The organism is Rhizobium sp. BE258 (genome assembly GCF_031457345.1).
GTDB lineage: Bacteria > Pseudomonadota > Alphaproteobacteria > Rhizobiales > Rhizobiaceae > Rhizobium.
This window is the reverse complement of record NZ_JAVDWL010000004.1, coordinates 680,853-702,896: the sequence shown is the minus strand read 5'-3', so window position 1 is coordinate 702,896 and position 22,044 is coordinate 680,853. Positions and strand designations below refer to the sequence as shown.

Here is a 22,044-nt window from a genome sequence, read left to right as displayed (position 1 = left end):
ACTCTCTGGGCCAGAGGCTCTACTGCTCTTTGCGGAAGCCATTCAGCTACATGAACGGGCCATGCATCCGAAAAGTAAGGTGAAAAGAATGGCAGCCGTTTCGGCTTGCTTCTCGCCATCGCGGTCCCCTTCAGATGAGTGGGGTGCCTCGACATGGCGATCCGGGTCGGCGTCCTGTCCGTCGCAATCCACAGCGCTCTGGATCGATCAGGTTTCTCGAACTTCGGCAAGCCTCTTGACTGCGTAGTCGTCGCGCCAGCAGACGGCGGCTTCCCAGGCAGCTGCTGCCTGAGCGGCAATATCATACGCGCCGTCGTCGAGGGCGGCGGCGTTTTCGGGCAGCGCCAGATCAAGATCTGCGGCATCGACATGCGCTTCATCCCAGTCGATCAGCGCGACATTGTTTCCGAAAACGCGGATGTTGCGGCGATTGTTCGGGTTGCCGTGAACAACACATGCGTTGATCAGTGACGGAACAGATAATGGAGATTTGAGTCCCCAAAATGTCAGTTCCTATGCGTGGCTGCCCTCGTCAATGGAAGTTCCGACTTTTCACTTTGAGCGTGTCGATATGCAAGTCTGGAATGTAGATATCCCTGACTTTGGGTATAGGCGCCCGATCGCGTGAATCCGGACTACCGGGCGATCCATGAGCGAACTCGTCGCCCCTGCCCGTCGGCAATTTGAAATCGACATGGCGATCGGCCAAACCCGTTAGATCGCTGGAAAGGTCAAACAGCTGCTGGGCGACTAGGTGAACCACGTCGCCTTCCCGCTGTATCCTGCCGTTGATCGCCATCATCGATGACCCCAATACCACCTGACGCCTCTTCTCAAATAGCGACGGCCAGACGACCACATTCGCTGGCCCGGTCTCGTCTTCGATCGTGATGAACATGACGCCCTTGGCGCTCCCAGGCTTCTGCCGGACGAGCACAAGCCCTGCCGTCATCAGCCAGCGACCGTCGCAGGCATTCATGGCATCCGAACAAGTCACGATGTTCCGTTTTTCGAGGTCGTGTCTCAGGAAGCTGATCGGGTGGCCACGGAGTGTCAGCCCGACATGGCCGTAGTCCTGGATGACGTTGTGGCCGTCGGTCATTTGCCGTAGGTGGACCTCCGGCTCCTGTTGCTCGGCGATGACTGCAGCTTCGCGCTCAGCGGCCGCCGCAAACAACGGCAAGGGTTCATCGCGTAGCGCCTTGATTGCCCACAGCGCGTCACGCCGCTCCAGTTCAAGGGAGGGCAGGAAGGCGTCGGCCTCGGCCAACTGGACGAGCGCCTCCGTTGGGACGTTGGATCGCCGCCAGGCGTCGTCGACGCTTTCAAACACGCGGTTCATGCGCGCCGCAATAATGCGCGCGGCGTCGGCGACGGCCAACCCTTTCACCATTCGCATCCCAAGCCGGACGGCATGCCGCCCGGTGTCGCCGATCTCCTCGAGAGTGCAGTCCCACCGGGATCGGTTGATGCAGACGGGCCGGACTTCCACGCAGTGGTTTCGGGCGTCTCCGACGATCTGGGCAGGCGCGTAGAAACCCATCGGCTGGGAGTTCAAAAGCGCAGCGCAGAAGACGTCCGGGAAGTGACACTTCACGTAGTTGGACGCGTAGGCAATAAGGGCGAAAGAGGCGGCGTGGCTTTCCGGGAAACCGTAACTTCCGAAGCCCTCCAGCTGACTGAATGTTTTCTCAGCGAATTCAGCGGAATATCCGTTTGTGATCATACCGGACACGAGCTTGTCCTTGAACCGGGAGACGCCACCTGTGAACTTGAACGTCGCCATCGACTTGCGGAGTTGATCCGCCTCACCCCCACTGAAGCCGGCGCAGACCATGGCGACTTTCATGGCGCTTTCCTGGAACAGCGGGACGCCAAGCGTTTTGCCGAGGACGGCCTCTAGTTCCGGCGTCGGATACTCGATCTTCTCTTTCCCCTCTCGCCTGCGCAGATAAGGATGCACCATATCCCCCTGAATGGGACCCGGGCGGACAATCGCCACCTGGATGACGAGGTCGTAGAATGTCTGCGGCTTCAGTCGTGGCAACATCGCCATTTGTGCGCGGCTTTCGACCTGGAAGGTTCCAAGTGTGTCGGCTTTGCGGATCATCGCGTAGGTCGCAGGGTCTTCCTGCGGTATCGAGGCAAGATCGAGCGGCTCATGTTTGTGGTCGCGGATAAGATCGAACGCCTTCTGCATGCAGGTCAGCATGCCAAGTGCCAAGACGTCCACCTTCATGAACTTGAGAGCTTCGACGTCATCCTTGTCCCACTCGATGATCTGGCGATCGGCCATGCTCGCGGGTTCGATGGGGACGAGGTCATCGAGGCGGTCATGTGTCAGGACGAAACCGCCCGGGTGCTGGCCGAGGTGACGCGGCGCTCCCATCAGCTGCTGGGCCAGCTTCAACGTCAGTGCCAGACGACGGTCTGCGGGGTTCAAACCTTGTGTCTTCAGTCGGTCATCGCTGATCAGTTCCTCGGACCAGTGCCACATCCCCGACGACAAGGCTTTGATGATGTCCTCCGGTAGACCCAGAGCCTTGCCGACATCCCGGATCGCGCCCCGGGCGCGGTATCGGGTGACCGTGGAGCAGAGGGCGGCCTTCTCCTTGCCGTAGGTTTTGTAAATCCACTGGATGACCTGCTCGCGCCGTTCGTGCTCGAAGTCGACATCGATGTCAGGCGGCTCGTCGCGCTCCTTTGAAACGAAGCGCTCAAAGAGGAGATCATTGGTTTCCGGGTCGATGCTGGTGATCCCGAGGATATAGCAGATAGCCGAGTTTGCCGCCGATCCGCGCCCCTGACACAGGATACCTTGGCTTCTGGCGAACTTGACGATGCTGAACACGGTCAGGAAGTACGGCGCGTAGCGCATCTCCTTGATGAGATCGAGCTCGTGCCGGATAGAACGCAAAACCTTCCGTGGGAGGCCTTCGGGATATCGCTGCGGGATGTATTCCCGTACGTAATGCTCAAGGGATTGCTGGGCATCCATGCCGGGCACAATCGCCTCCTCAGGATACTGGTATGTCAGCTCCTCCAGCGAGAATTTGCAGCGCTCGACGATATCCATCGTGCGTGCAAGTGCATCTGGATAGCGCTGGAACAGCCGCTCCATTTCTTGCGGTGGCTTGAGGTAGCGGTCAGCATGCCGTTCGCGCTCGAAGCCGACCTCATCGATCGTGGTGTTGTTGCGAATGCAGGTGACGATATCCTGCAATTGTCGCCGTCCGGGTTCGTGGAAGAGGACGTCGTTGGTGACAACAGTGCGCACACGATGCCTGGCCGCCAGATTGGAAATCTCATGTAGCCGCAGCTGGTCGTTCGGCCGCCGGCGCAGCGCGAGCGAGACATAGGCACGATTACCGAAGATCTCGGCCATCTTCCGGAGTTGGACGGCACAGGTTTCATCCGGGAGATCGGGGACGAGGACCGCGATGAGACCCTCTGCGTAGGCCCCGACGTCATCGAGGTGGAGAATGCAGTTGTCCTTCCCTCCCCGGCTCTTTCCAAGCGTGATCAGCCTCGTCAGGCGGGAGTACGCAGCTCTGTCCATTGGGTAAACGAGCATCGACATGCCGTCGTGAAGATCGAGGCGGCAACCGACGACAAGTCTGATGCCGGTGGCACGGGACGCTTCAAGCGCGCGGACGATGCCAGCAAGTGAGTTCCGGTCCACGACGCCCAAGGCTTCGATGCCCAATTGCTTGGCGGTGGCAAACAGCTCGTCTGCCGAGGATGCCCCCCGTAAGAAACTGAAGTGGGTCGTGACCTGAAGCTCGGCGTAGCTCATGCGAATATCCCGTGCACGAACCACTCGCGCGAGCCGGTGGCAGGGTCAACGCCGTCGCCGCGCCGGAAAATCCATAGGCGCTCGCCGCCCTCGCCTTCGATGACGAAGTAATCCCGAACGGCGTCGAATTCACCGTCGCGCCGCCACCACTCTCCAAATACCCGTTCAGGACCGTCAGCGCGGATGACCTTCATCTTTCGTCCGCGCCATGTGATGCTCGCAGGCGGATAGTCCGGCATGAGCGCAATCGCTTCGATCCGGTCGGGTTGTGCCAGCAGTCGGACCGGCCGAGGCCAGTGATGCACCCAGGTCTCGTCCGAGATTGAGGCTGCCGCCGCGATCCGCGCGACACTTCGCTCGGGAACGTCGGAGGCAACAGGAGCGACGCGATAGACCCGCTGGCCGCGATTGCCGAAGATGTCAATCAGCGGCGTGATATCGGGCGTCTCCTCCTCGACCAGTGCGGAGACCTTTTGAAACTCTTCGAAAGGTTCTGCCCTGACGGCCACCAGGGTCAGCTTCTCAATTCCGAAACCCGGCTCGATTGTCTCAGTGCGGTCGCGAAAGAGCTTCTTCAGCCAAACGACATCACGCGACGGCTTTGCCGTTCCGGAACGAACGGCTTGGCGAGTGCCGTCGATCTTTTCGATAATCAGGTCGGCGCGGCGAACACCAAGGCCATGGCGCTGAAGTTCAGCCACCAGGCGGATGATCAAATAGCCGACGTATTTGTCGATCGTCTCGGCGGCCCCGATGGGCTCGGCAAACACACGGCTGACCTCGATCAGCTCAGCGGCTCGGATAGGCTCGATTGGCTCTGCGATGCGTCCGAACATCTGGTCGAGCCGGCGGCCGATCTCAGGACCGAAACGAAGGGCGAGCGGCGCACGAGGTGTTGCCGACAGCTCTCCGATCGTCTTGAAGCCAAGCGTGTGAAGGTCGCCGACGATCTTGGACGAGAGCCGCAGCATTGAGAGCGGCAGCTTCTCGACGGCACGTACGGTCTCGCCCACTGGTACGATCACGCTCTCCTGCCGAGTTGCCCGGGCGCAGGCGTGTGCTGCCCCCCACGTGTCGGCAATAGCAACGCGGGCCGACAGCTTTTTGGCGCGGAAACGGTTGGCGATCCCGGAGACCATCAACGGCTCCCCGCCCTGAAGATGATCGGCCCCCTCGGTGTCCATGATGATCCCGTCAGGGGCATCGACAGCGACGAGCGGCGAATACTGGCCCAAGGCCCAGAGGGTGATCCGTTCGAGTGCCGCTGCATCGGCCACCGGATCGGCGTCGACCAGCATCAACCCATGAAAGATCGCCTGGGCCTTGGCAGCAGGCATACCGACACGGACGCCCGATTTCCTGGCTGCAGCATCGGCGCCCGATACCCACCTTTTCGACCCACTGCGGGCGATCACGGCGATGGCCTGCTCAACGGGAATAGAAGGATCGGCTCGCCTGATCCTGTCCGTCGCCAGCTCCGGAAGATAGATTGATACGACCCTTGGCATCACACGCTCCTACGAAATACTCAGCGCACTCGCCCGCTTTCACTCTTATAAGCTCTAACCGCCACTGTGCTCGACCGACGCCTTGCACAGGAAGCTCCTCGCTCGGAGTGACACTCACCCGCCACCGCGTGGCCGAAGCCGTCGGTTGGCCGAAGTCCCTGGCTTCTGTCTGTCGTCGCCAGCGCCTGACGATCAGCCCCATGGTTCCAGACTTCTCCGCGGCAAGCTGAAGGCGACGCGACTTGGTCATCGGCAACCGCACCAGCTCGCCGACCACGGCACCCAGACCGCCATAGCCCAGGGCCTCCTCCATGTTGGCGATGACGTCGTCCTCGCTGGCGGACTCGACAAAAACGACCCGCTTCGGATGGAGGCCCGCCTGCGCCAGCGCAGGGAAAAACAGGTCCGGTCTTGCAAGGCACCAGACAATCTGGCCCTTGGTGCGGGCAGCAATGCCAGCTACGAAAAGTGCCGCCGCCGCGCCGTCGACAGTTCCCGCGCCGCCGCCGGCAAATTCATGCAGAGCGCCATAGGCCAGGCCTCCGCCTGGCAGGCGATCATCGATGTCGGGTATGTCGAAGGGTAGGACCCGCTTCGGACGCGAAGATGGACCTTCGAGATGCTGAATGCGTTCCCGAAGCTCGGAGATCACGAGATTTGCGGCACCGTGCGCCAAAATTGACCTCTGTCAAAAGCGGGTTTCCATTCTGCACAAAAGCAAGTATGTTCCTTGTTTGTTCCTGATTGGCATTTGAGTCAATCGTCATGTTTGGGCAGATACTCGTGGTCCAACATTCGTCCACAGCGGCTCGACGCGCGATCAGGAAGCAAAATCAATGCGGTAGAAAGAGCTCGTCCACAGATAGGCAAAAATGACAAAGATAAGAAAAAATTCCTTTAAAGATGGGATTATTCTCCGGCAGGTTCGATGCAAGGTTCTCATTGTCGCATGCCGGGCATGTGGTCGCAGCGACGAGATGAATCGCAAGGCAGTTGTGCAGCGGCATGGCGCGGCAATCCCGATACGTAACTTGCGTCGCCGGCTGGCATTGGGATGCGAGAGAATGAATGCCGCCGACGGGATAGACAGGTGCCAGCTCGATGTGGCGGCGAAGCCGGAAACCAGGGAGGCCTGATGCGACCCGGTGGTGGATGGCGCATGATGTGGAATGAGAGATGAGTGCCGAACCGGACAGCCCCGCACCAGAGCGAGTGCGCAAGATCATTCACGTTGACATGGATGCCTTCTATGCATCTGTAGAACAGCGCGACAATCCCGAACTTCGCGGAAAGCCGATCGCCGTTGGTGGCGCTGAGGCCCGCGGCGTCGTCGCAGCCGCAAGCTATGAGGCACGCGCGTTCGGCGTGCGTTCGGCAATGCCATCCGTGACGGCCAAGCGAAAATGCCCGGATCTGATTTTCGTCAAGCCGCGATTTGACGTCTACAAGTCGGTCTCCCTCGATATCAGGGCGATCTTTTCCGAGTACACGCCGCTGGTCGAGCCACTGTCACTGGATGAGGCTTATCTCGACGTCACCGAAAATCTCAAGGGAATAGAGATCGCAACCGAGATCGCGCTCGAAATCCGTGAAAAGATCAAGGCGGTGACAGGGCTCAATGCGTCAGCCGGCATTTCCTACAACAAATTCCTGGCTAAGATGGCGAGCGACCTCAACAAGCCAAACGGACAGGCAGTTATCACGCCGAAGAATGGTCCGGGATTTGTGGCAGCGCTGCCAGTGAAGAAGTTCCACGGCGTCGGACCGGCGACAGCCGAGAAAATGCTGCGCCTCGGCATTGAGACCGGTGCAGATCTTAGAGGCAAGGATCTTGCGTTTCTCGTCAGTCATTTCGGAAAATCAGGACCCTACTACTACGGGATTGCCCGCGGCATCGACGACCGCCAGGTCAAGCCTGATCGGGTTCGCAAATCTGTGGGCGCCGAGGACACGTTCGCGTCCGATATTCATGCCTATGGCCCGGCGATGGATGGCATGATGCCGCTCATTGCCAAAGTCTGGCGCTATTGCGAAGCAAACAGCATTGCCGCAAAGACCGTAACGCTCAAGGTCAAATATTCCGACTTCACGCAGATCACGCGCTCCCGAACGCTGGAAAAAGGATTAAGTTCGGAAGGCGCGATCGAAGACGGCATCCGCCTTCTGCTCGAAGGAGTCTTTCCGGTGTCAAAAGGCATCCGGCTTCTCGGCGTGACGCTCTCGTCCCTGGAGCCTAGGACGCAGCCGTGCACCGAACAACTCTCGCTGACCTGGTAGATCCTTGCATAGTAAGCCACAAGTCTCATTCGGCGACAGATGGCGCGGCCTTGCGGACTTGCTGCTTCGAAGGAGTTCCGTGCTTGACTGAGGTAACGATTTTATTGGCAGGTGCAGCCGCATCGGCTACCGTCGAGGAAATCGGAGGCGGGGATCGATGTGTACGCTCTATCGCATGGAAGACAAGGACTGGGTTACGAAATGGGCTCAGGACGCCGAGAGCCTGATTAACCCGATGCCCGCCTACCAGATCTATACCGACCAGCTTGCGCCAGTCATCAGGAACGTGGCTGACGGTCGCAGGCAGGTCGCAAATTGCCGTTGGGGCCTTCCAGCGCCTTTCTACCTGCAAAAAGCAGCGGCGGAGGCGCGTGCTGCAAAAGCCAGGGCAAAGGGTCTAACTGTCGACATGGAGGAGTTGATCCGCATGGAGCCAGACCGCGGGACACCAAACGTGCGCAAATTGAACCTGCCGCATTGGAAGCGATGGTTCGGTATCGAACACCGGTGCCTGGTGCCGGTAACGTCATTTGCCGAACCCGATCCAAAAAGCAAGACTGGCAAAGAGGCGACACCCAACGCATGGTTTTCTGCCGCTCCCGAAAAGCCGCTGATGTTTTTTGCTGGACTGTGGGTGGCGCAATGGAAAAGTGTCAGAAAGGTCAAAGACGGTCTGACAACTGATGATCTTTTTGGCTTCCTGACCACGGATCCCAATAACGCCGTCCGGCCCGTGCACGAGAAAGCGATGCCTGTGCTCCTGCGCACACGCGAGGAAACTGAACTGTGGATGACGGCACCCTGGGACGAAGCAAAGGTGCTCGCCCGCCCACTGCCGGACGATGCCATCATGATCACTTCGCGTGAGCCCTACCAATACAGCATCGTCTCGAAAACGGGTGAGCGACTTGCCGAGCCAGCTCTACCGTAAAAATCGTGGCCCAGTCGCACGCGAAATCCGGCATCGGGGAAATTCGGACCTGACACTTTGGCGGGCAAGCGTGCAGTGTATCGCTGGCCCCGCTTACGACATCCATTCCTCCACGCTGATCCCGCCATTAGCGGCAATGCCGGTGCAGAGGAAATGAGAAAGCCTGTCATGGCGAATGACGGCGGCGCTGAGCCTGCCCGTCCGGTAGGCGGCGGTGTCGAGCGCAATGCGATTTTGGTAGATTTCGGGCCACAGAGAGTTCGTGATGGTGTGGCCATGCACGACGATATGGTCGAACTGATCGACGTGATCGAGAATCCCGCACGGATCCATCGCAAGTCGTAATCGGTCTGTGCGGCGAGAGGGACGCCGGGGCGCACACCTGCATGCACAAAGCAGAAGCTGCCGGCAACCTCATGGGTCACCGCGCCGTTCAGGAGGCCGATATGATGTGGAAAACGCTCGCGTATCTCGGTTAGGTACCGGCTGGCGTGAATAAGCGCTGACGGTCGCAACGCCGCCCCAATCCATCCAATTGGTTGCATCGTCCTCAGCGAGCTCGTCGCGTAGCAGCGAGCGCAGGTAATGATCATGGTTTCCCAATACGAGCCGCGAGCCGGGATAGCGATCGAGAGCGGAAGAAACGAGATCAAGAACCTCTGGGCTGCGCGGACCCCGGTCGATGAGATCGCCAAGAAACATGATGACGGGCTGCGAGCTACCAGCGCGCTGAATGGCGGCGATATGGCCGAGGAGCGCCTCAAGAAGATCGGCGCGTCCGTGAATGTCGCCGATTGCGTAAATATCGGACAATGAAGACTGGCTCCTGATTGCGATTTTCTGGCGGTAGGTCGCGCTCGATTGGGATGGACAAGAATTTTTCACCGGAGCCGACCTGCTCCGGTTACCTTGCGGGTGGGCGTCAGCGCAAGCACTTCTTGGGGCGATGACCCTTGCAGCCGATGGATTGGTGTCTGCTGCATTTTACCGCGTTCGGTGGGCGATGATCCCGACGCCAATTGCAATCTCTGATCGGTCGGCTATCGAGATCATCGACTTTCCCGGTGTATAGAGGTCACGGTACCCCATCGTGGCACTCTTGCAAGGTCCCGGCGATCCTCTCCGCCGAGGGTTTTTCCGGAGCCGGCCCACGGATCAGGCCTTGGTTGCCGCCTTAGGCTTGCCGAGCAGATCCTGCGCAAATGCCTCAACAAGGCCGTAGGGCGCGTCTTCGGCAAACATCAGCTGGACCAGTTCTGCGGCTTCGATCGCAGCCGAATGGCTGCGCGGGAAGAGTTGCTGTTCGTAGCAAGCAAGTGCCGTCTCGATATCGCCAGGGCTGGCTGCAATGCTTTTGCCAAGCTCGGCGCCATCGAGCATGGCGAGATTGGCCCCTTCACCGGACGGGATCATCAGATGGGCCGCATCACCAAGCAAGGTGACGCCTGAAACCCGTTCCCATCGGTGGTCTTGCGGAAGCGTATGAAGGACGCGCGCGACCAGGTTACGCTCGCAATCGGTGATCAGGGCGGTCAGTTCTGGCGCCCAGCCTTTAAACTCCGCTGCGATCATGGTCTTCGCGCTGGCGGGATCGGAGAAGTCAATGGCATCGATCCAATGCTTCGGCCGATTTAACGCGACATAGGCATGGAGCACGGCATTGGGTTCCCGGTGTGCCATGATTCCCTTGCCGGGCGCGAGACCAAACATCGAGCCGCCGCCAACGGCCGCTGCAGTTGCGGGGTGGCGAGTGTCTGCGTCGTGAAGCCAGGTTTCAACAAACGTCGTTCCCGAATAGACGGGCTTGGCGCCCGAGACGAGGGAGCGAACTTTCGACCACGCGCCGTCGGCGCCAACCAGCAGGTCGGCCACGGCAGTCGAACCGTTGTCAAACGAAAGAAAATGCCTTCCTCTCCCGAGACGTTCGGCGGTCCTCAGTTTATGTCCCCATAATACCGTGCCGGGCGGAAGAGAATCCAGAAGGATCCGCCGCAGTTCGCCACGCTGAACTTCAGGACGGCCGCCAGTGCCATCGTCAGGATTGTCCATCAGGACGTTGCCGTGCATGTCGAGCGCGCGCGACTGCTGCCCTCCAGGATGCACAAGGGCCAGAAACTGTTCATAGAGGTCGGCGTCGCGCAACGCCAGCTGGCCGTTGAAATCGTGGATGTCGAGCATCCCGCCCTGAGGCCGGGCATCGCGATCGGCATCCGCTTCATAGACGGTTGCGGCAATGCCGTGGATATGGAGGACGCGGGCAAGCGTGAGGCCGCCTAGCCCTGCGCCGATAATTGAAACGTTCACGAACAATCTCCTTGAATGGAATGTCATTCCATAGTTGGAATGACATTCCATTCGTGTCAATATCAACTATGAAAAAAGACAGCAGACGACGGTCCGATTCGCTGACGAGGCAACGCATTATCGAGGCGGCGATAGAGCTGCTTGACATCGCCGGCACACGCGGCCTGACCTTCCCGACGCTGGCCGCACACCTCACCACCGGGGCCGGAGCGATATATTATCATGTTGCCCACAAGGCAGATCTCCTGATCGCGGCCTGCGACGCAGCTGTCGAAGCCGTCTTGGCGCCGACCTGCGGAGCATCACCGTTTTTGGAAATCCGTGAAGTTTCGCTCGCTCTCTTCGATGAGGTCGATAAAAGGCCCTGGATAGCTACGGCCCTTGCCCAGGCACCAGGATCGATGCCATCGATCCGGATCCTCGAACGGTTCGGGCAGCAGATCCGAAAGATGGGGATTGATCCGGCGGTCGAGTGGTCGGTCGTGGCCGCCCTATTGAACTATGTTCTGGGTGTTGGGGGGCAGAATGCTGCCAATGCCGAGATGGCCCGCGACCTCGGCCTCGATCGAGAATTATTCCTCCGCGCAATGGCAAAGGACTGGTCTAACCTCAATGCCGCTGCGTTTCCGTTCACCCGCAGTGTGGCGGCTCATCTGCCGGCACACGATGATAGGGCAGATTTCCTGACCGGGCTCGATCTCATCCTGGCGGGTATTAGTGAGCTTGCGACATGGCAGGGACCAGACGGCAGATCACACCTTTAACAACGGCTCATCGGCGTTGGGCCCTCCTCCAAATCTGTGCCTGCCCTAGTTCTTGATTGCACGACCACTTTCGCGCCACCAAATGCCAGACCGGAGTTTGCAGATGGAATTGAACCGCGTTGAATGGAGCCATCCGAAGACAGCGACTGCCTACAGCCTGGAACACCACAATTTCGAGTTCTCGCTACGCCGGAACAAGGGCGGCAAGAATCTGGAGACGCTGCAGTTCGGCACAGACGACAATTTCGAAAGCGCTCCCTTCCCTATCAACGAGAAGTCGGTGTTGGATTACTTCCATGCCCACGAAGAACGGCTGAAGGCACTGTTCACCTTTTCCTTCAAAACCGACGAGGCGTTCCAAGATCGGGCAAATGACTGGGGAAGCGAATTTCCCGAAGCCGAGATTTTCGTCATCTGGGCCGATTCAAATATGGCCGCGTCTCGCTGGGTGGCGGTCGGTTTCGAAAAGGCCGAAGACGCGGAGGTCTTCAAGCACAAATATGTCGACCACCCAGCCAATGCCGAGTTCGAATACAAGAGCACGATGAGCAAGAATGAATGACCTGGCAGGCGTTCTCTGCGGGCATCAGCCCCGATTGAGTGCGCGGCCGAGTGCATTCTGGACCGCGATGTCCTGCGTCGCGATGGCATCCATCAACAAACGCATCCGTTCGCGCAGACTGTGGAGCTGGTCGACAAGATCAATGACCACGTCGATGCCTGCATCATTGACCCCCATGCTTCCGATCAGGTCTAGAATCAAGCGACCCCTTGCCACGTCGGCATCCTCGTAGGAAAAAGCGTCGGGAGATCCAACCGGGATGATCCATCGCTCCTCGACCCACATCTGAAGGGTTGACGTTTCAATCCTCAGGGTACGGCAATATTCAAGCTCGTCCATCGCCTCCTCCTATGTACGCCGCGGATCATGTGACTTGCCCGCTTCCCAGTTGGTCATGAATTCGTTCAACTCTGCGTCCGGCGTGCCCTGCAACACGATCTTCAGGACGACGTATTGATCGCCATGGCCACCATGCTTGTTTGGAAAACCCTTGCCCTTGAGACGAAGCGTCTTGCCGGTGCTGGAATTTGGTGGAACCGAAAGGAACACCGCGCCGGACAGGGTCGGGACCTCCACCTTTGCGCCGAGAACCGCCTCGCGGATTGAAATAGGGACTTCGGTCCTGACGTCATCGCCCTCAAGGGAGAACTGCCTGTCAGGCAGAACGTGGATTTCGATGAGGGCGTCGCCGGCCGGTCCGTCATTATGGCCCGGTGCGCCTTTTCCACGAAGGCGCAGGATCTGGCCGTCCCGGACACCAGCCGGGATCTTGAGCTCCAGGGTCCCGCCTTCGGGAAGCGAAACCGTCCTCTTGCCACCGTTCGCCGCCTCGCGAAGACTGACCTCCAGTCGATACTGCAGGTCGCCACCTTGGTAAGACGCATTGCCCCTGCTCCTTGCTCCGGAAAAGAAGCTCGAAAAGATGTCGTCTCTGTCACCGAAATCGGCAAAACCGCCTGCATTATGATAACGGGCGCCGCTGGCCTGATCCGCAGCATAGTCACGATAGTAGCTCCGCTGTTGCTGCCCTGCGCCCGTCTCGTCGATCTCACCCCTGTCAAATTTGGCGCGCTTGTCTTCGTCACCCAAGATTGCGTAGGCGGCTGACGCTGCCTTGAATTTCTCCTCCGATGCAGCGTCTCCAGGATTGAGGTCTGGATGCAGTTTCTTGGCAAGCTTGCGGTATGCGGTCTGAATTTCCTTCTGCGATGCGCCTTTTGCCACACCCAGTGTTTCGTAGGGGTTCGCCATGAGTATCCCGCCATGCACCTTTGTTACATAAGAGATAGTGCTGGCGACTTTGCCTGCAAGAACCTTGCGGCGTAACACCAGGGGGCTGTCAGGGCGTGCATGAAACGGCTTACATAACGACGGGTGCGCGACCATCGCAGTTGATCTGCACATGGATCGCCAGGTTTCCCGCACCTCTTGCCCGGTTGGCGCTCAATTGCTGTTGGCTGTCCGGATTACCTTGATCCGGTTGGCCGTGTGAAAGCCGTGCCGGCGACGCGAGCCTAACGAGTGAACGCTCTTGAGGGCGGTTCAGCAAGCGTGATGCGGTTGCCGTCTGGATCGGAAATCTGTGCAATCCGGCCATAGTCACCCTGGGCTTCACCCACAAGCTGCACACCGATCTTCCGAAGGGCATTTCTGGCATCGGCCATATCAGGCACGACTATCGTCAATCGGCCGGAACCGGCCGTATCACGATCCTCGAATACCTGAATGTTCGCTCCGGCAACATCGCGCCATTGGATCAATCGCGCCATCGGGCGATCGTCGGCTTCCCGACCGAATAGATAGCTGTAAAATTCTTCTGCCTTCTTGATGTCGGTGGTCGCGAGTGCGGCGTAGACCCCTTGGATTTGCATCTGCCTAGCTCCGCTCGAATCCATTCACTCCTGAAATGATCGAACGCCGCGAAGCGTTCCATTTGCCATGAGAGGGCAGCGTTGCGCCTTGATTTCACGGTCGCGGTCTCCTGATTGCCCGAACCACGGATTGCGTTCCGCCACCGGCAAAGAAGCGATCCTTCCCGTCAGATTCCAAGCCGGAAACGCCGATCCCTTCGGGCATCTCGAGGCGTACCAGAACCTCGCCTGTCCCCGGATCAATACGGCGTACATCGCTGACGTCGCCTTCCCACGTCCCATGCCACAGTTCACCGTCGACCCAGGTGACGCCGGTCACGACCCGATCGGATTCGATGGTCCGCTTGATGGCGCCGGTATCCGGATCGATCTCATGGATTTTGCGGCCGCGATGCTGGCCGACCCAAAGGCTGCCTTCACACCAGGCGAGCCCGGAATCGCCACCGTTTCCGGGCGCCGGAATGGTCGACAGGACCGTGCCGGTCTGAGGGTCGATTTTGATGATCCGATCCTCGGCGATCTGGTAGAGAGAGCGGCCGTCGAATGCGGTCCCTGCATGCGATGCAACATGGATCGTGCTTACCTCGCTACCTGTTTCCGGATCCAGCGCATGGAGCTTCTCGCCGGAAGCGAACCAGATATGCTGCCCGTCGAAGGTCACGCCGTTGACCCTTTGGGCACTATCGAAAGGACCGTATTCACGGATGATCTCGGCTGCGGATCGCTTCATGCCTATTCCTCCATCATTATTTTCGCGACGCTAGCCGCTCGGGAGCGGTCCCGGGAGTAACAATGTTGTCGGGAAACCGATTGCCGGCGTGCTGATCCAGCGCCGCGCCGGTCCATTGCCTACGCTTTCGACCTTGCCCGACGCAGCAAGTGTTTCAAGTGCGCGCTGGACCGTGCGCGTGCTGATCCCGAGCGCGATCGATAAAGCCGAACTCGACCAGCTTTCACCGTCGGCAAGGAGGGCGAGCACAGTACCGTTCTCATTATCGATCGGCGGTGCCAGCACCGCGACATCGGCGCCGTTGGCAGGCAGGAGAACGAAGCCGTCCTGTGTGGCCTCGATGGTCACAAGCCCTTCTAGCGCGGCGCGCAGCCGCCCGACTTCGACCCGCAGACGGGCACGATGGGATTCGTCTACATGGCGCGCACCGAAGGCACGGGCGAGCAGAACGCCGCGCGGCAAGTCATCCGGTGCAGCCTCGGCCAACGCGCGCGCCAGTGAAAACAACACTGGCCTTCCAGCCAAGGAAACGATTCGGGAGCCACGACGGATGGTGAAGCGGCAGGCATCAATGATAAGGCCATCAGAGGAAAGGAGTGCCTCGACCTCATCGAGGTAAAGGGTGCGTTCGTCGCCGTGGACAATTCTTCGGCCCGCGGGCTCATCGAGAACATGAGCTGCGTTTTGCACTTCCGCAACAAGAGCCGGAATATCGGCGTCCCTTGCCGCAGATGCCGCGCGCGCAAAAGCCGCGCGGGCGATCTGGATCTTTAGCCGGCGGACTGCAATGCCGGCGACGGTCAGCTCCAGGCTTGCTCTTGCGGCGGGCGGCAATGGCGATGGATCGAGCATCGCAAGCAGCGTCTCCGCTTCTTCGAGGCGGCCGACAAGCAGCAGGCGGCGAATCTGCAGATTTCGGGCATGGGCTGCATTCGGCCTGTCGCCGTGCCGCTCGAGCGTCTGGCGCGCCATCTCCAGAGCCTTTTCAGGCCAGCTGAGGTCGCGGCTCACAAGGGCGATCTCACCTTCCGCCAGCTTGCAGCGGGCGCGAGCCAGCTCTTCGCGGGAGGTGAAGGCGCGGTGAGCGTTTTTCAGGAGCGCCTTGGCCCGCTCGAAATCACCGAGCTGGGCAAGTGCAATTCCTCTGAGAGCGAGCGCCGGAGCATCGCCACGCAGCGCGACGCGTTTCATAGCGCCGAGCACATCGCCGGCCGCGAGCGCTTGCGCCGCAGCCGTGATCATCGAGTCCATTGAAATCCCGTCACACTTGTAACTCCCACCCTCCGGTCAATCAGACCTAGGGTAACGCCGATCTGCCGGCTACGTGAAGCGCCTGCAGAATTTTGATGAGGAGAAAGATGATGACGACCACTGTGACTGGCACGCGCGAGGCATGGCTTTCAGCCCGGCTTGCCCTTCTTGAAGAAGAAAAAGAGCTGACAAGGCGCAGCGACGAAATCGCGGAGCACCGCCGCCAGCTCCCCTGGGTGAAGATCGACAAACAATATCAGTTGCAGACAGATGCGGGCATCGTGCCTCTTTCGGCGCTCTTCCGGGGGCGCTCGCAGCTCCTCGTCTACCACTTCATGTTCGGCACGGACTATACAGCGGGCTGCCCCTCCTGTTCATCGATAGCTGACGGGTTCAACGGCATTTTCGTACATCTGGAAAACCATGACGTCGCCTTCTGGGCCGTTTCGCGCGGACCACTCGTCAAACTGCAGCAATTCAAGAAGCGTATGGGATGGACCTTCGACTGGGCGTCTTCAGCGGAAAGTGATTTCAATCACGACTTCAATGTCTGGTTCACGCCGGAGGAGCAGGTGAACGGTGGCATCGAGTACAACTATCGCCGTGAGCCACCGATGCCCGAACCGCTCGCCGAGACGGTGCAACAATGGGAGCTCAAGGGCAGCGAGGGGCCCATCGCGCAGATCGCTTCGATGACGGGCACTGATGTAGCAACCTATACACGCGACCGGCCAGGTGTGAGCTCCTTTGCCTTGCATGGCGGCGAGATTTATCACACCTATTCATCCTACGCCCGCGGGCTGGATGGCCTCTGGGGCATGTATCAATGGCTCGACCGGGCACCACTCGGGCGCAATGAGGAAGGCGTCTGGTGGCGCCATCACGATCGCTACGGAGTCTAGCGCCGTGCGCAGATCGTTCATTCACAACGGCATGGCCGGCGCTTCCGCCGGCCGATATCGGACCACGGCGATCAGCCGCTTTCTACACCTTGCCGCCGCTCCTGTCTTTGGCGTCATGGCTTTCCTGAATGCTGGCGATCGATCAACAATGACGATCTGTGCCAGCGACGGCGGCTCGATGCTAAGCGGGATGGTGCTGATGTATGTGCTGATGGCGATTGCCCATCTTGTCCCGTGGGTGCATCTGCTCGGCAAGCGGCACAACCGTGACACCTGATCAGGTGTTGAATGGGAATGCTGAAGGATCCCGGGCGTTTCGCCACCTTTCCCAACGACGCCGCAGTTCGCCTTTTCGCAAGCCGATAGGCTCTTCAAGAACTTCGGCGGCAATCATCCTATCGGTACGAAAATGGCGGAAATCGCTTCGGGTCTCACACCATGCGATCAGCATCCGATAGGCTTCAGCATAACCGAGAATGACTGGCCAAACGATCCGCTCCGTGTGCTCCCCACGCTCGCTGTGATAGCGGAGCCTGATCTTCATACCGGTGCGGATGGCGCTGCGAAGCTGCCTTGCGTCGACGATCTCTGCGGCATCGCCGGCTTTCGGCTTGGTGCCAATGCTCGGTTCAGCAATGTGGGGGCGCAGTCTTTCCGGTATGGCATCAGCGATTTTGGCAATCAGATCGCGGGCAGCAGCTGCAAGCGATGGGTCGGAATGCTGTGCAACCCACTGGGCGCCAAGCACGGCCGCCTCGATCTCATCAGGTGTGAGCATGAGGGGCGGCATGTCGTAGTCTGAATCGAGAATATAGCCCAAGCCCGCTTCGCCAGCGATCGGGACACGTTGACCAATCAAATCGGCCATGTCCCGATAGACTGTGCGGATCGAGATCTCCAGCTCGCCGGCAAGCATGGTTGCCGTTACCGGACGCGACGAGCGACGAAGGATCTGGATGATTTGGAAAAGACGGTCGGCACGACGCATGGCTCACTCCTGCTGCCACCATGCTGTCAGGAGGCTTCGCTTACAAGGTCTCAATGCCGACCAAGCGGCGTTATTGGAGAGATAGATCATGAGACTTGCATCCACCCGCCTTATCGTCAGCGACATCACCGCCGCCGTTTCGTTTTACGAACTGGTGACGGATACCGCCGCTGACTGGCTGGCGCCGGTCTTTGCCGAGATAGTGACGCCTGGCGCGACATTGGCGATCGGCGCAGCCGAGACCGTGGGTCTCTTCATGGCCGGAACCGCCACGCCGGGCGCCAACCGGTCCGCGATACTCGAATTTTTGGTCGATGATATCGATGCGGAGTTCTCACGCCTTAAGAGCAATGTCGAAGTGGTGCACGAGCCAAAACTGCTACCTTGGGGCAATCGCACCTTCCAGTTCAGAGACCCTGAGGGCACGCTAGTATCGTTCTTCATGCCCGCGACGGAAGAAGCAAGAGCTCGGTTTGGCAGCCGCTGATGGCGCTCCAGACGCGAGCATTGTCAACGTTCGTGAAGCAAGAAGCGGTGCCGGATGCATATGTACGGCCAGGAAAATGCTTCACACGAAGAAGTTCTCATTTGGAAGGGAGCTGCGTCTTTTCATCGAAAAGATCTATGAAAACAATATCTATCCTAGACGCCGCGATATCGGTCGCCGAGCCTTGCTCGGGAAGGTCGACCGGATGGCCCGGTAAAAACTATCGCTGCGCGAAGGTAGGTCTTGAATGGTTCAGAATAGGCAGAATGGTGCGAAGATTCCTGTTGACCGTCGATTGCCACCATGCGGCGCTGGGGTAAGGTTGGTTCGGGCATCATCCAGGAGACGCCATGTCAGACCCATTTTCTACGCTGATAGGCCGTGTTCTCGGTGACCCGATCTCTCAGTTCGTGACCCTTGTGGTCTTGATTCTGACAGCGAGAGTCTTTGCAAGAGGACGGCCCGCGCTGCGGTTTTCCGCTCACGTCGTGTTTTTCGTGATGCTGACGGTCCTGCTGATCGCCAACGGTGTCGCGCCATGGTCGACCGATATGACGGCCGAGGATCTGACACACCGTTTGTTTCTCGGCCTTGCGAAAACGACGTGGTGGATCGGCACTGCAATGGTCCTTGTCGCTTCGGTTCGGCTGTTTCTGATTTTCGAGCGAAATCCGAGAGAGGGCCGGCTGATACAGGATCTGCTTGTGGGCATCATCTACGTCGGCGCGGCTCTCTCGATTATTGCCTTCGTGTTCAGTCTGCCGGTCGGCACCCTGATCGCCACATCCGGCGTTTTCGCAATCGTCCTTGGTCTGGCACTGCAAAGTACCCTCAACGACGTTTTTTCCGGCATCGCACTGAATCTCGGCCGGCCCTATAATGTCGGCGATTGGATTGTGCTTGACGACAATGTTCAGGGCCGGGTGGTGGAGACGAACTGGCGCTCCACTCACCTGCTGAGCGGCACCAACGATCTGATCATCGTGCCGAACAGCGCGCTTGCGAAGGCTCGTCTGACGAACCTCACCGCTCCCGACGAGGTCCATGGCGCTACCGTGACGGTTCGAATGCTTCCAACCCGCAGCCCGGCAACGATTGAACAGGCAATGCAGGCGGTCTTGCTCAGCGCCAATTCCATTCTCAAATCTCCGCCTCCATCCGTTTCGATTGTCGGCATGGATGCATCAGGCGTTGATGTTGAGCTCTCCTTCCGCGTGTCGGGGATTTCGAAGATCGCAGCGGCACGAAATGAGATCTACGACCTTGCCTACAGGCATGCCAAAGCGGCTGGAATACAGCTCGGTCCACCGGCCAACGCATCGGCCGGCATAATTCAGGTTCAGGATGCGACATCCAAACACCCGGGAACTCCCTGGAGGCTCCTGAGCTCGATAGGGTTGTTCTCCACTCTGACAGAGGACGAAAGGGAGAACCTTGCGCAGGAGATGAAGCGGCTGACCTTCAAACAGGATGTCGTCATCGCTGCCCAGGACGCTGCTTTGACGTCCCTGATGATCGTGCGAAGCGGGGTGGTCGTCGTCGAGCGTGAGATTGAAGGGGTCATGAGCGAGATCACGAGATTGGCGCCTGGCGACCTGTTTGGCGAACGTGGGGTCCTCATGGGTGCGGTCGAACCGGCCAGAATGCGCGCGCTCACCTTTGTCGTCGTCTACGAAATCTCTAAAGAGGTCCTGGCTGGCGTCATGCGAGACCGTCCTGGACTTGCAGAAGAGCTCGGACTGCTATTGACGCGACGCGTCGAAAGCGAGATTCACCTTTCAAACGACTTGAGGCAATCAGCAGATCAGCACCCGACCTCGATTACAGCAAGAATCCGTCATCTTTTTCAGGTTCCGCATTCGGGGCATTGAGGCCGCCTCCACCGCGACCTCCGATTTGACCGCGATGGACAACAATGCCATTCTTCAAAACCTGAAAGCAGGTGAAGCATCCCCAGCACCACTTGTCGTCGCATCACAATCGATTTCCAGCATCACAGAAAAACTGAAACGACGGAGAGTTTTTCATGCCGGGCTCGCAGCATTCCGCCCTCGGATCCCTCGTGCTGATCAGTGCAGTCGTGGGCTTCAGCGTCGGCGCCTTTGCATACACTGCCGGATGGCTCACACCCGGACGCCTAACACCCATGGAGCTTGTCGCCGCTCTGGCGCCTCCTGGCGGACCCGCGCTGGGGCATCGGAGAAATCATGCGAAGGGGGTGTGCTTCACGGGCAACTTCGAAGCCAATGGCAACGCTGTCGCGCTTTCGAAGGCACCGTTGTTCATCGCGGGACGATATCCGGTTCTCGGACGTTTCAACCTCGCAACGCCTGATCCCAACGCAGCAGATCCTACCGTGCGCGTGCGCGGCATCGGTGTGCAAATTTCAGCTCCGGACGGTAACGTCTGGCGCATGGCGCTGATTGACCCGCCCGTCTTCGCGGTTTCGACGCCGCAGGGATTTTATGACCTGCTCGAGGCTTCAAAGAGCAAGAACCCTGATGCCATGAAGGGCTTTGTGGCAGCACATCCCGAATTTGCCGCATTCGGCGAGTGGGCAAGCAAGGCCCCTTGGACAGCCAGCTATGCCGAGGTGACCTTCAATAGCCTGAATGCATTCATCTTTACGAATGGTGACGGGGCCAAGAACGCGGTGCGTTGGTCACTGCGGCCCGAAACTCAGCCTGTGACGATCGCAGTTGAGGATTTCGCAAAGTTGGGCCCCAATCATCTTGAAGAGGACATCATCGACCGTGTATCCAAGTCGCCCCAGCGCTGGACCCTTGTTCTGACAGTCGCCGACCCTTCAGATCCAACATCCGATCCGACAAAGGCCTGGCCGCCTGAACGAAGGACGGTGGAAGCTGGAACGCTTGTGGTGGAAAAAATCGAGCAAGAGGCGGACGGCCCGTGCCGGGATATCAATTTCGACCCGACAGTTCTGCCGGACGGCATCGAAGTTTCCGATGATCCATTTCCTGCAGCACGATCGGCTGCCTATGCCAGATCCTATGATCTTCGAACCAGTGAAGCGAGCCAGTATCCCCGAACAGCAGCGAGCGCGAAACCATGACCGGCATCACAACACGTTTCTCTTCCGCCCAGCGTCTGTTGCACTGGCTGGTGGCTGTCGGAATTCTGGCCATGCTATTCATCGGCGTCGGGATGGTCTCGACGATCGGTCAGCGGTACGTTGCGTTGCTGGTGACACACAAGACTCTGGGAATCCTCATCCTCGTTCTCGCCGTGGTTCGTCTTGTGGTCCGTTTCATATCGGGTGCCCCGGCTCTGCCACCAGATCTACCGCTGCCGATGAAACTCGCTGCCCATCTGTCGCATCTTGCATTATACCTGCTGATGATCGCCATGCCGCTCATTGGTTGGGCGATGATGTCGGCAGCGGCCTATCCGATTGTGCTCTATGGCGGTGTCCGTCTTCCCCCGATCCTGCCGCAGAGCGCGAGCCTGCACGCTGTACTCTGGAGCGCACATTTCTATCTGGCCTTCGCGTTTTTCGCACTCGTCGTGATGCATCTCGCGGCCGCACTGTTTCACGGGTTGGTTCGCCGCGACGGGGTTCTTCAGACAATGTTGCCAGGCAAATAGTGCCTTTGCTTGGACGGCGTTATCTCACGAGATGTGAATAAGAACGCGTACGTGCCTCGCAGAAACG

At 59.1% G+C, this 22,044-nt stretch carries 23 protein-coding genes and 1 pseudogene; 11 read left to right on the top strand and 13 right to left on the bottom strand.

Annotated features, from left to right (window positions below; all coding sequences use genetic code 11):
- Nucleotides 1–207 precede the first annotated feature (207 nt).
- The 4 genes and pseudogenes from J2X43_RS18000 to J2X43_RS17985 all read right to left on the bottom strand — a co-directional run.
- A pseudogene (locus J2X43_RS18000) lies at nt 208–456 on the bottom strand (aminoglycoside phosphotransferase); the annotation flags it as partial.
- A 76-nt stretch (nt 457–532) separates the two neighbouring features.
- Complete coding sequence (locus J2X43_RS17995) at nt 533–3,796, bottom strand: error-prone DNA polymerase (RefSeq protein WP_310295888.1); 3,264 nt, start codon at nt 3,794–3,796, stop codon at nt 533–535.
- Nucleotides 3,793–5,304 (bottom strand): DNA polymerase Y family protein, encoded by a 1,512-nt coding sequence (locus J2X43_RS17990; RefSeq protein ID WP_310295886.1) that lies wholly within the window; start codon nt 5,302–5,304, stop codon nt 3,793–3,795. Before J2X43_RS17990 ends, J2X43_RS17995 begins: the two co-directional genes overlap by 4 nt.
- Complete coding sequence (locus J2X43_RS17985) at nt 5,225–5,980, bottom strand: ImuA family protein (RefSeq protein WP_310295884.1); 756 nt, start codon at nt 5,978–5,980, stop codon at nt 5,225–5,227. Before J2X43_RS17985 ends, J2X43_RS17990 begins: the two co-directional genes overlap by 80 nt.
- 196 nt (nt 5,981–6,176) lie before the next feature.
- Here J2X43_RS17985 and J2X43_RS17980 point away from each other — a divergent pair, with 196 nt between their 5' ends.
- From J2X43_RS17980 to J2X43_RS17970, 3 genes are all read left to right on the top strand, one after another.
- The gene (locus tag J2X43_RS17980; RefSeq protein ID WP_310295882.1) at nt 6,177–6,440 is read left to right on the top strand and encodes a hypothetical protein; all 264 of its coding nucleotides are present in this window, start codon (nt 6,177–6,179) and stop codon (nt 6,438–6,440) included.
- 40 nt (nt 6,441–6,480) lie between these two features.
- On the top strand, nt 6,481–7,581 hold the full coding sequence (dinB, locus tag J2X43_RS17975; RefSeq protein ID WP_310295880.1) for a DNA polymerase IV: 1,101 nt from the start codon (nt 6,481–6,483) through the stop codon (nt 7,579–7,581).
- A gap of 157 nt (nt 7,582–7,738) precedes the next feature.
- Nucleotides 7,739–8,512, top strand: a complete 774-nt coding sequence (locus tag J2X43_RS17970; RefSeq protein WP_310295878.1) for an SOS response-associated peptidase — start codon at nt 7,739–7,741, stop codon at nt 8,510–8,512.
- 93 nt (nt 8,513–8,605) lie between these two features.
- On the opposite strand, the gene J2X43_RS17965 is transcribed toward J2X43_RS17970, so the two are convergent.
- The 3 genes from J2X43_RS17965 to J2X43_RS17955 form a co-directional block, all read right to left on the bottom strand.
- The gene (locus J2X43_RS17965; RefSeq protein WP_310295876.1) at nt 8,606–8,845 is read right to left on the bottom strand and encodes a hypothetical protein; all 240 of its coding nucleotides are present in this window, start codon (nt 8,843–8,845) and stop codon (nt 8,606–8,608) included.
- Between the two features lie 81 nt (nt 8,846–8,926).
- Entirely contained in the window at nt 8,927–9,397 is a 471-nt protein-coding gene (locus J2X43_RS17960; protein ID WP_310295874.1) for a metallophosphoesterase, read from the bottom strand.
- A 270-nt stretch (nt 9,398–9,667) separates the two neighbouring features.
- A complete protein-coding gene (locus J2X43_RS17955; RefSeq protein WP_310295872.1) occupies nt 9,668–10,843 on the bottom strand; it encodes an NAD(P)/FAD-dependent oxidoreductase in 1,176 nt (391 codons plus the stop codon).
- 41 nt (nt 10,844–10,884) lie between these two features.
- Between J2X43_RS17955 and J2X43_RS17950 the strand changes: the two genes are divergently transcribed.
- Nucleotides 10,885–11,580 (top strand): TetR/AcrR family transcriptional regulator, encoded by a 696-nt coding sequence (locus tag J2X43_RS17950; RefSeq protein ID WP_310295871.1) that lies wholly within the window; start codon nt 10,885–10,887, stop codon nt 11,578–11,580.
- A gap of 103 nt (nt 11,581–11,683) precedes the next feature.
- A complete protein-coding gene (locus J2X43_RS17945) occupies nt 11,684–12,142 on the top strand; it encodes a hypothetical protein (RefSeq protein ID WP_112386556.1) in 459 nt (152 codons plus the stop codon).
- 24 nt (nt 12,143–12,166) lie between these two features.
- Here the strand turns inward: J2X43_RS17945 and J2X43_RS17940 are convergent, their stop codons facing one another.
- From J2X43_RS17940 to J2X43_RS17920, 5 genes are all read right to left on the bottom strand, one after another.
- The gene (locus J2X43_RS17940; protein ID WP_112386557.1) at nt 12,167–12,481 is read right to left on the bottom strand and encodes a chaperone modulator CbpM; all 315 of its coding nucleotides are present in this window, start codon (nt 12,479–12,481) and stop codon (nt 12,167–12,169) included.
- Nucleotides 12,482–12,490: 9 nt separating this feature from the next.
- Nucleotides 12,491–13,393, bottom strand: coding sequence for a DnaJ C-terminal domain-containing protein (locus J2X43_RS17935; RefSeq protein WP_112386558.1), 903 nt, complete (start codon nt 13,391–13,393; stop codon nt 12,491–12,493).
- Nucleotides 13,394–13,656: 263 nt separating this feature from the next.
- Nucleotides 13,657–14,013, bottom strand: coding sequence for a VOC family protein (locus J2X43_RS17930; RefSeq protein ID WP_112386559.1), 357 nt, complete (start codon nt 14,011–14,013; stop codon nt 13,657–13,659).
- Nucleotides 14,014–14,107: 94 nt separating this feature from the next.
- The gene (locus J2X43_RS17925; protein ID WP_310295868.1) at nt 14,108–14,743 is read right to left on the bottom strand and encodes a glutamine cyclotransferase; all 636 of its coding nucleotides are present in this window, start codon (nt 14,741–14,743) and stop codon (nt 14,108–14,110) included.
- A gap of 30 nt (nt 14,744–14,773) precedes the next feature.
- On the bottom strand, nt 14,774–15,994 hold the full coding sequence (locus tag J2X43_RS17920; RefSeq protein WP_112446092.1) for an HTH domain-containing protein: 1,221 nt from the start codon (nt 15,992–15,994) through the stop codon (nt 14,774–14,776).
- Nucleotides 15,995–16,104: 110 nt separating this feature from the next.
- On the opposite strand from J2X43_RS17920, the gene J2X43_RS17915 reads away from it, so the two are divergent.
- Nucleotides 16,105–16,896 carry a DUF899 family protein gene (locus J2X43_RS17915; RefSeq protein WP_310295866.1) on the top strand — a complete coding sequence of 264 codons (792 nt, stop codon included), beginning with the start codon at nt 16,105–16,107 and terminating at the stop codon, nt 16,894–16,896.
- 4 nt (nt 16,897–16,900) lie between these two features.
- Nucleotides 16,901–17,173, top strand: coding sequence for a hypothetical protein (locus J2X43_RS17910; protein WP_310295864.1), 273 nt, complete (start codon nt 16,901–16,903; stop codon nt 17,171–17,173).
- On the opposite strand, the gene J2X43_RS17905 is transcribed toward J2X43_RS17910, so the two are convergent.
- Nucleotides 17,174–17,884 carry a YafY family protein gene (locus tag J2X43_RS17905; RefSeq protein WP_112386564.1) on the bottom strand — a complete coding sequence of 237 codons (711 nt, stop codon included), beginning with the start codon at nt 17,882–17,884 and terminating at the stop codon, nt 17,174–17,176.
- Nucleotides 17,885–17,972: 88 nt separating this feature from the next.
- Here J2X43_RS17905 and J2X43_RS17900 point away from each other — a divergent pair, with 88 nt between their 5' ends.
- The 4 genes from J2X43_RS17900 to J2X43_RS17885 all read left to right on the top strand — a co-directional run bounded on the left by J2X43_RS17900 (nt 17,973) and on the right by J2X43_RS17885 (nt 21,977).
- Nucleotides 17,973–18,371 (top strand): VOC family protein, encoded by a 399-nt coding sequence (locus tag J2X43_RS17900; RefSeq protein ID WP_112386565.1) that lies wholly within the window; start codon nt 17,973–17,975, stop codon nt 18,369–18,371.
- Nucleotides 18,372–18,721: 350 nt separating this feature from the next.
- The gene (locus J2X43_RS17895) at nt 18,722–20,242 is read left to right on the top strand and encodes a mechanosensitive ion channel family protein (RefSeq protein ID WP_310295858.1); all 1,521 of its coding nucleotides are present in this window, start codon (nt 18,722–18,724) and stop codon (nt 20,240–20,242) included.
- Nucleotides 20,243–20,397: 155 nt separating this feature from the next.
- Nucleotides 20,398–21,444: a catalase family peroxidase gene (locus tag J2X43_RS17890; protein WP_310295857.1), complete on the top strand. Its 1,047-nt coding sequence runs from the start codon at nt 20,398–20,400 to the stop codon at nt 21,442–21,444.
- Nucleotides 21,441–21,977, top strand: coding sequence for a cytochrome b/b6 domain-containing protein (locus J2X43_RS17885; RefSeq protein WP_310295856.1), 537 nt, complete (start codon nt 21,441–21,443; stop codon nt 21,975–21,977). Before J2X43_RS17890 ends, J2X43_RS17885 begins: the two co-directional genes overlap by 4 nt.
- The last annotated feature ends 67 nt before the right edge of the window (nt 21,978–22,044 follow it).

What these genes read in the sequence shown, in the direction of transcription:
- J2X43_RS17995 (WP_310295888.1), bottom strand. Translation starts at nt 3,796, where the DNA reads ATGAGCTACGCCGAGCTTCAGGTCACGACCCACTTCAGTTTCTTACGG.
- J2X43_RS17990 (WP_310295886.1), bottom strand. Translation starts at nt 5,304, where the DNA reads ATGCCAAGGGTCGTATCAATCTATCTTCCGGAGCTGGCGACGGACAGG.
- J2X43_RS17980 (WP_310295882.1), top strand. Translation starts at nt 6,177, where the DNA reads ATGACAAAGATAAGAAAAAATTCCTTTAAAGATGGGATTATTCTCCGG.
- dinB (WP_310295880.1), top strand. Translation starts at nt 6,481, where the DNA reads ATGAGTGCCGAACCGGACAGCCCCGCACCAGAGCGAGTGCGCAAGATC.
- J2X43_RS17970 (WP_310295878.1), top strand. Translation starts at nt 7,739, where the DNA reads ATGTGTACGCTCTATCGCATGGAAGACAAGGACTGGGTTACGAAATGG.
- J2X43_RS17965 (WP_310295876.1), bottom strand. Translation starts at nt 8,845, where the DNA reads ATGGATCCGTGCGGGATTCTCGATCACGTCGATCAGTTCGACCATATC.
- J2X43_RS17955 (WP_310295872.1), bottom strand. Translation starts at nt 10,843, where the DNA reads ATGACATTCCATTCAAGGAGATTGTTCGTGAACGTTTCAATTATCGGC.
- J2X43_RS17950 (WP_310295871.1), top strand. Translation starts at nt 10,885, where the DNA reads ATGAAAAAAGACAGCAGACGACGGTCCGATTCGCTGACGAGGCAACGC.
- J2X43_RS17945 (WP_112386556.1), top strand. Translation starts at nt 11,684, where the DNA reads ATGGAATTGAACCGCGTTGAATGGAGCCATCCGAAGACAGCGACTGCC.
- J2X43_RS17940 (WP_112386557.1), bottom strand. Translation starts at nt 12,481, where the DNA reads ATGGACGAGCTTGAATATTGCCGTACCCTGAGGATTGAAACGTCAACC.
- J2X43_RS17935 (WP_112386558.1), bottom strand. Translation starts at nt 13,393, where the DNA reads ATGGCGAACCCCTACGAAACACTGGGTGTGGCAAAAGGCGCATCGCAG.
- J2X43_RS17930 (WP_112386559.1), bottom strand. Translation starts at nt 14,013, where the DNA reads ATGCAAATCCAAGGGGTCTACGCCGCACTCGCGACCACCGACATCAAG.
- J2X43_RS17925 (WP_310295868.1), bottom strand. Translation starts at nt 14,743, where the DNA reads ATGAAGCGATCCGCAGCCGAGATCATCCGTGAATACGGTCCTTTCGAT.
- J2X43_RS17920 (WP_112446092.1), bottom strand. Translation starts at nt 15,994, where the DNA reads ATGGACTCGATGATCACGGCTGCGGCGCAAGCGCTCGCGGCCGGCGAT.
- J2X43_RS17915 (WP_310295866.1), top strand. Translation starts at nt 16,105, where the DNA reads ATGACGACCACTGTGACTGGCACGCGCGAGGCATGGCTTTCAGCCCGG.
- J2X43_RS17905 (WP_112386564.1), bottom strand. Translation starts at nt 17,884, where the DNA reads ATGCGTCGTGCCGACCGTCTTTTCCAAATCATCCAGATCCTTCGTCGC.
- J2X43_RS17900 (WP_112386565.1), top strand. Translation starts at nt 17,973, where the DNA reads ATGAGACTTGCATCCACCCGCCTTATCGTCAGCGACATCACCGCCGCC.
- J2X43_RS17895 (WP_310295858.1), top strand. Translation starts at nt 18,722, where the DNA reads ATGTCAGACCCATTTTCTACGCTGATAGGCCGTGTTCTCGGTGACCCG.
- J2X43_RS17890 (WP_310295857.1), top strand. Translation starts at nt 20,398, where the DNA reads ATGCCGGGCTCGCAGCATTCCGCCCTCGGATCCCTCGTGCTGATCAGT.
- J2X43_RS17885 (WP_310295856.1), top strand. Translation starts at nt 21,441, where the DNA reads ATGACCGGCATCACAACACGTTTCTCTTCCGCCCAGCGTCTGTTGCAC.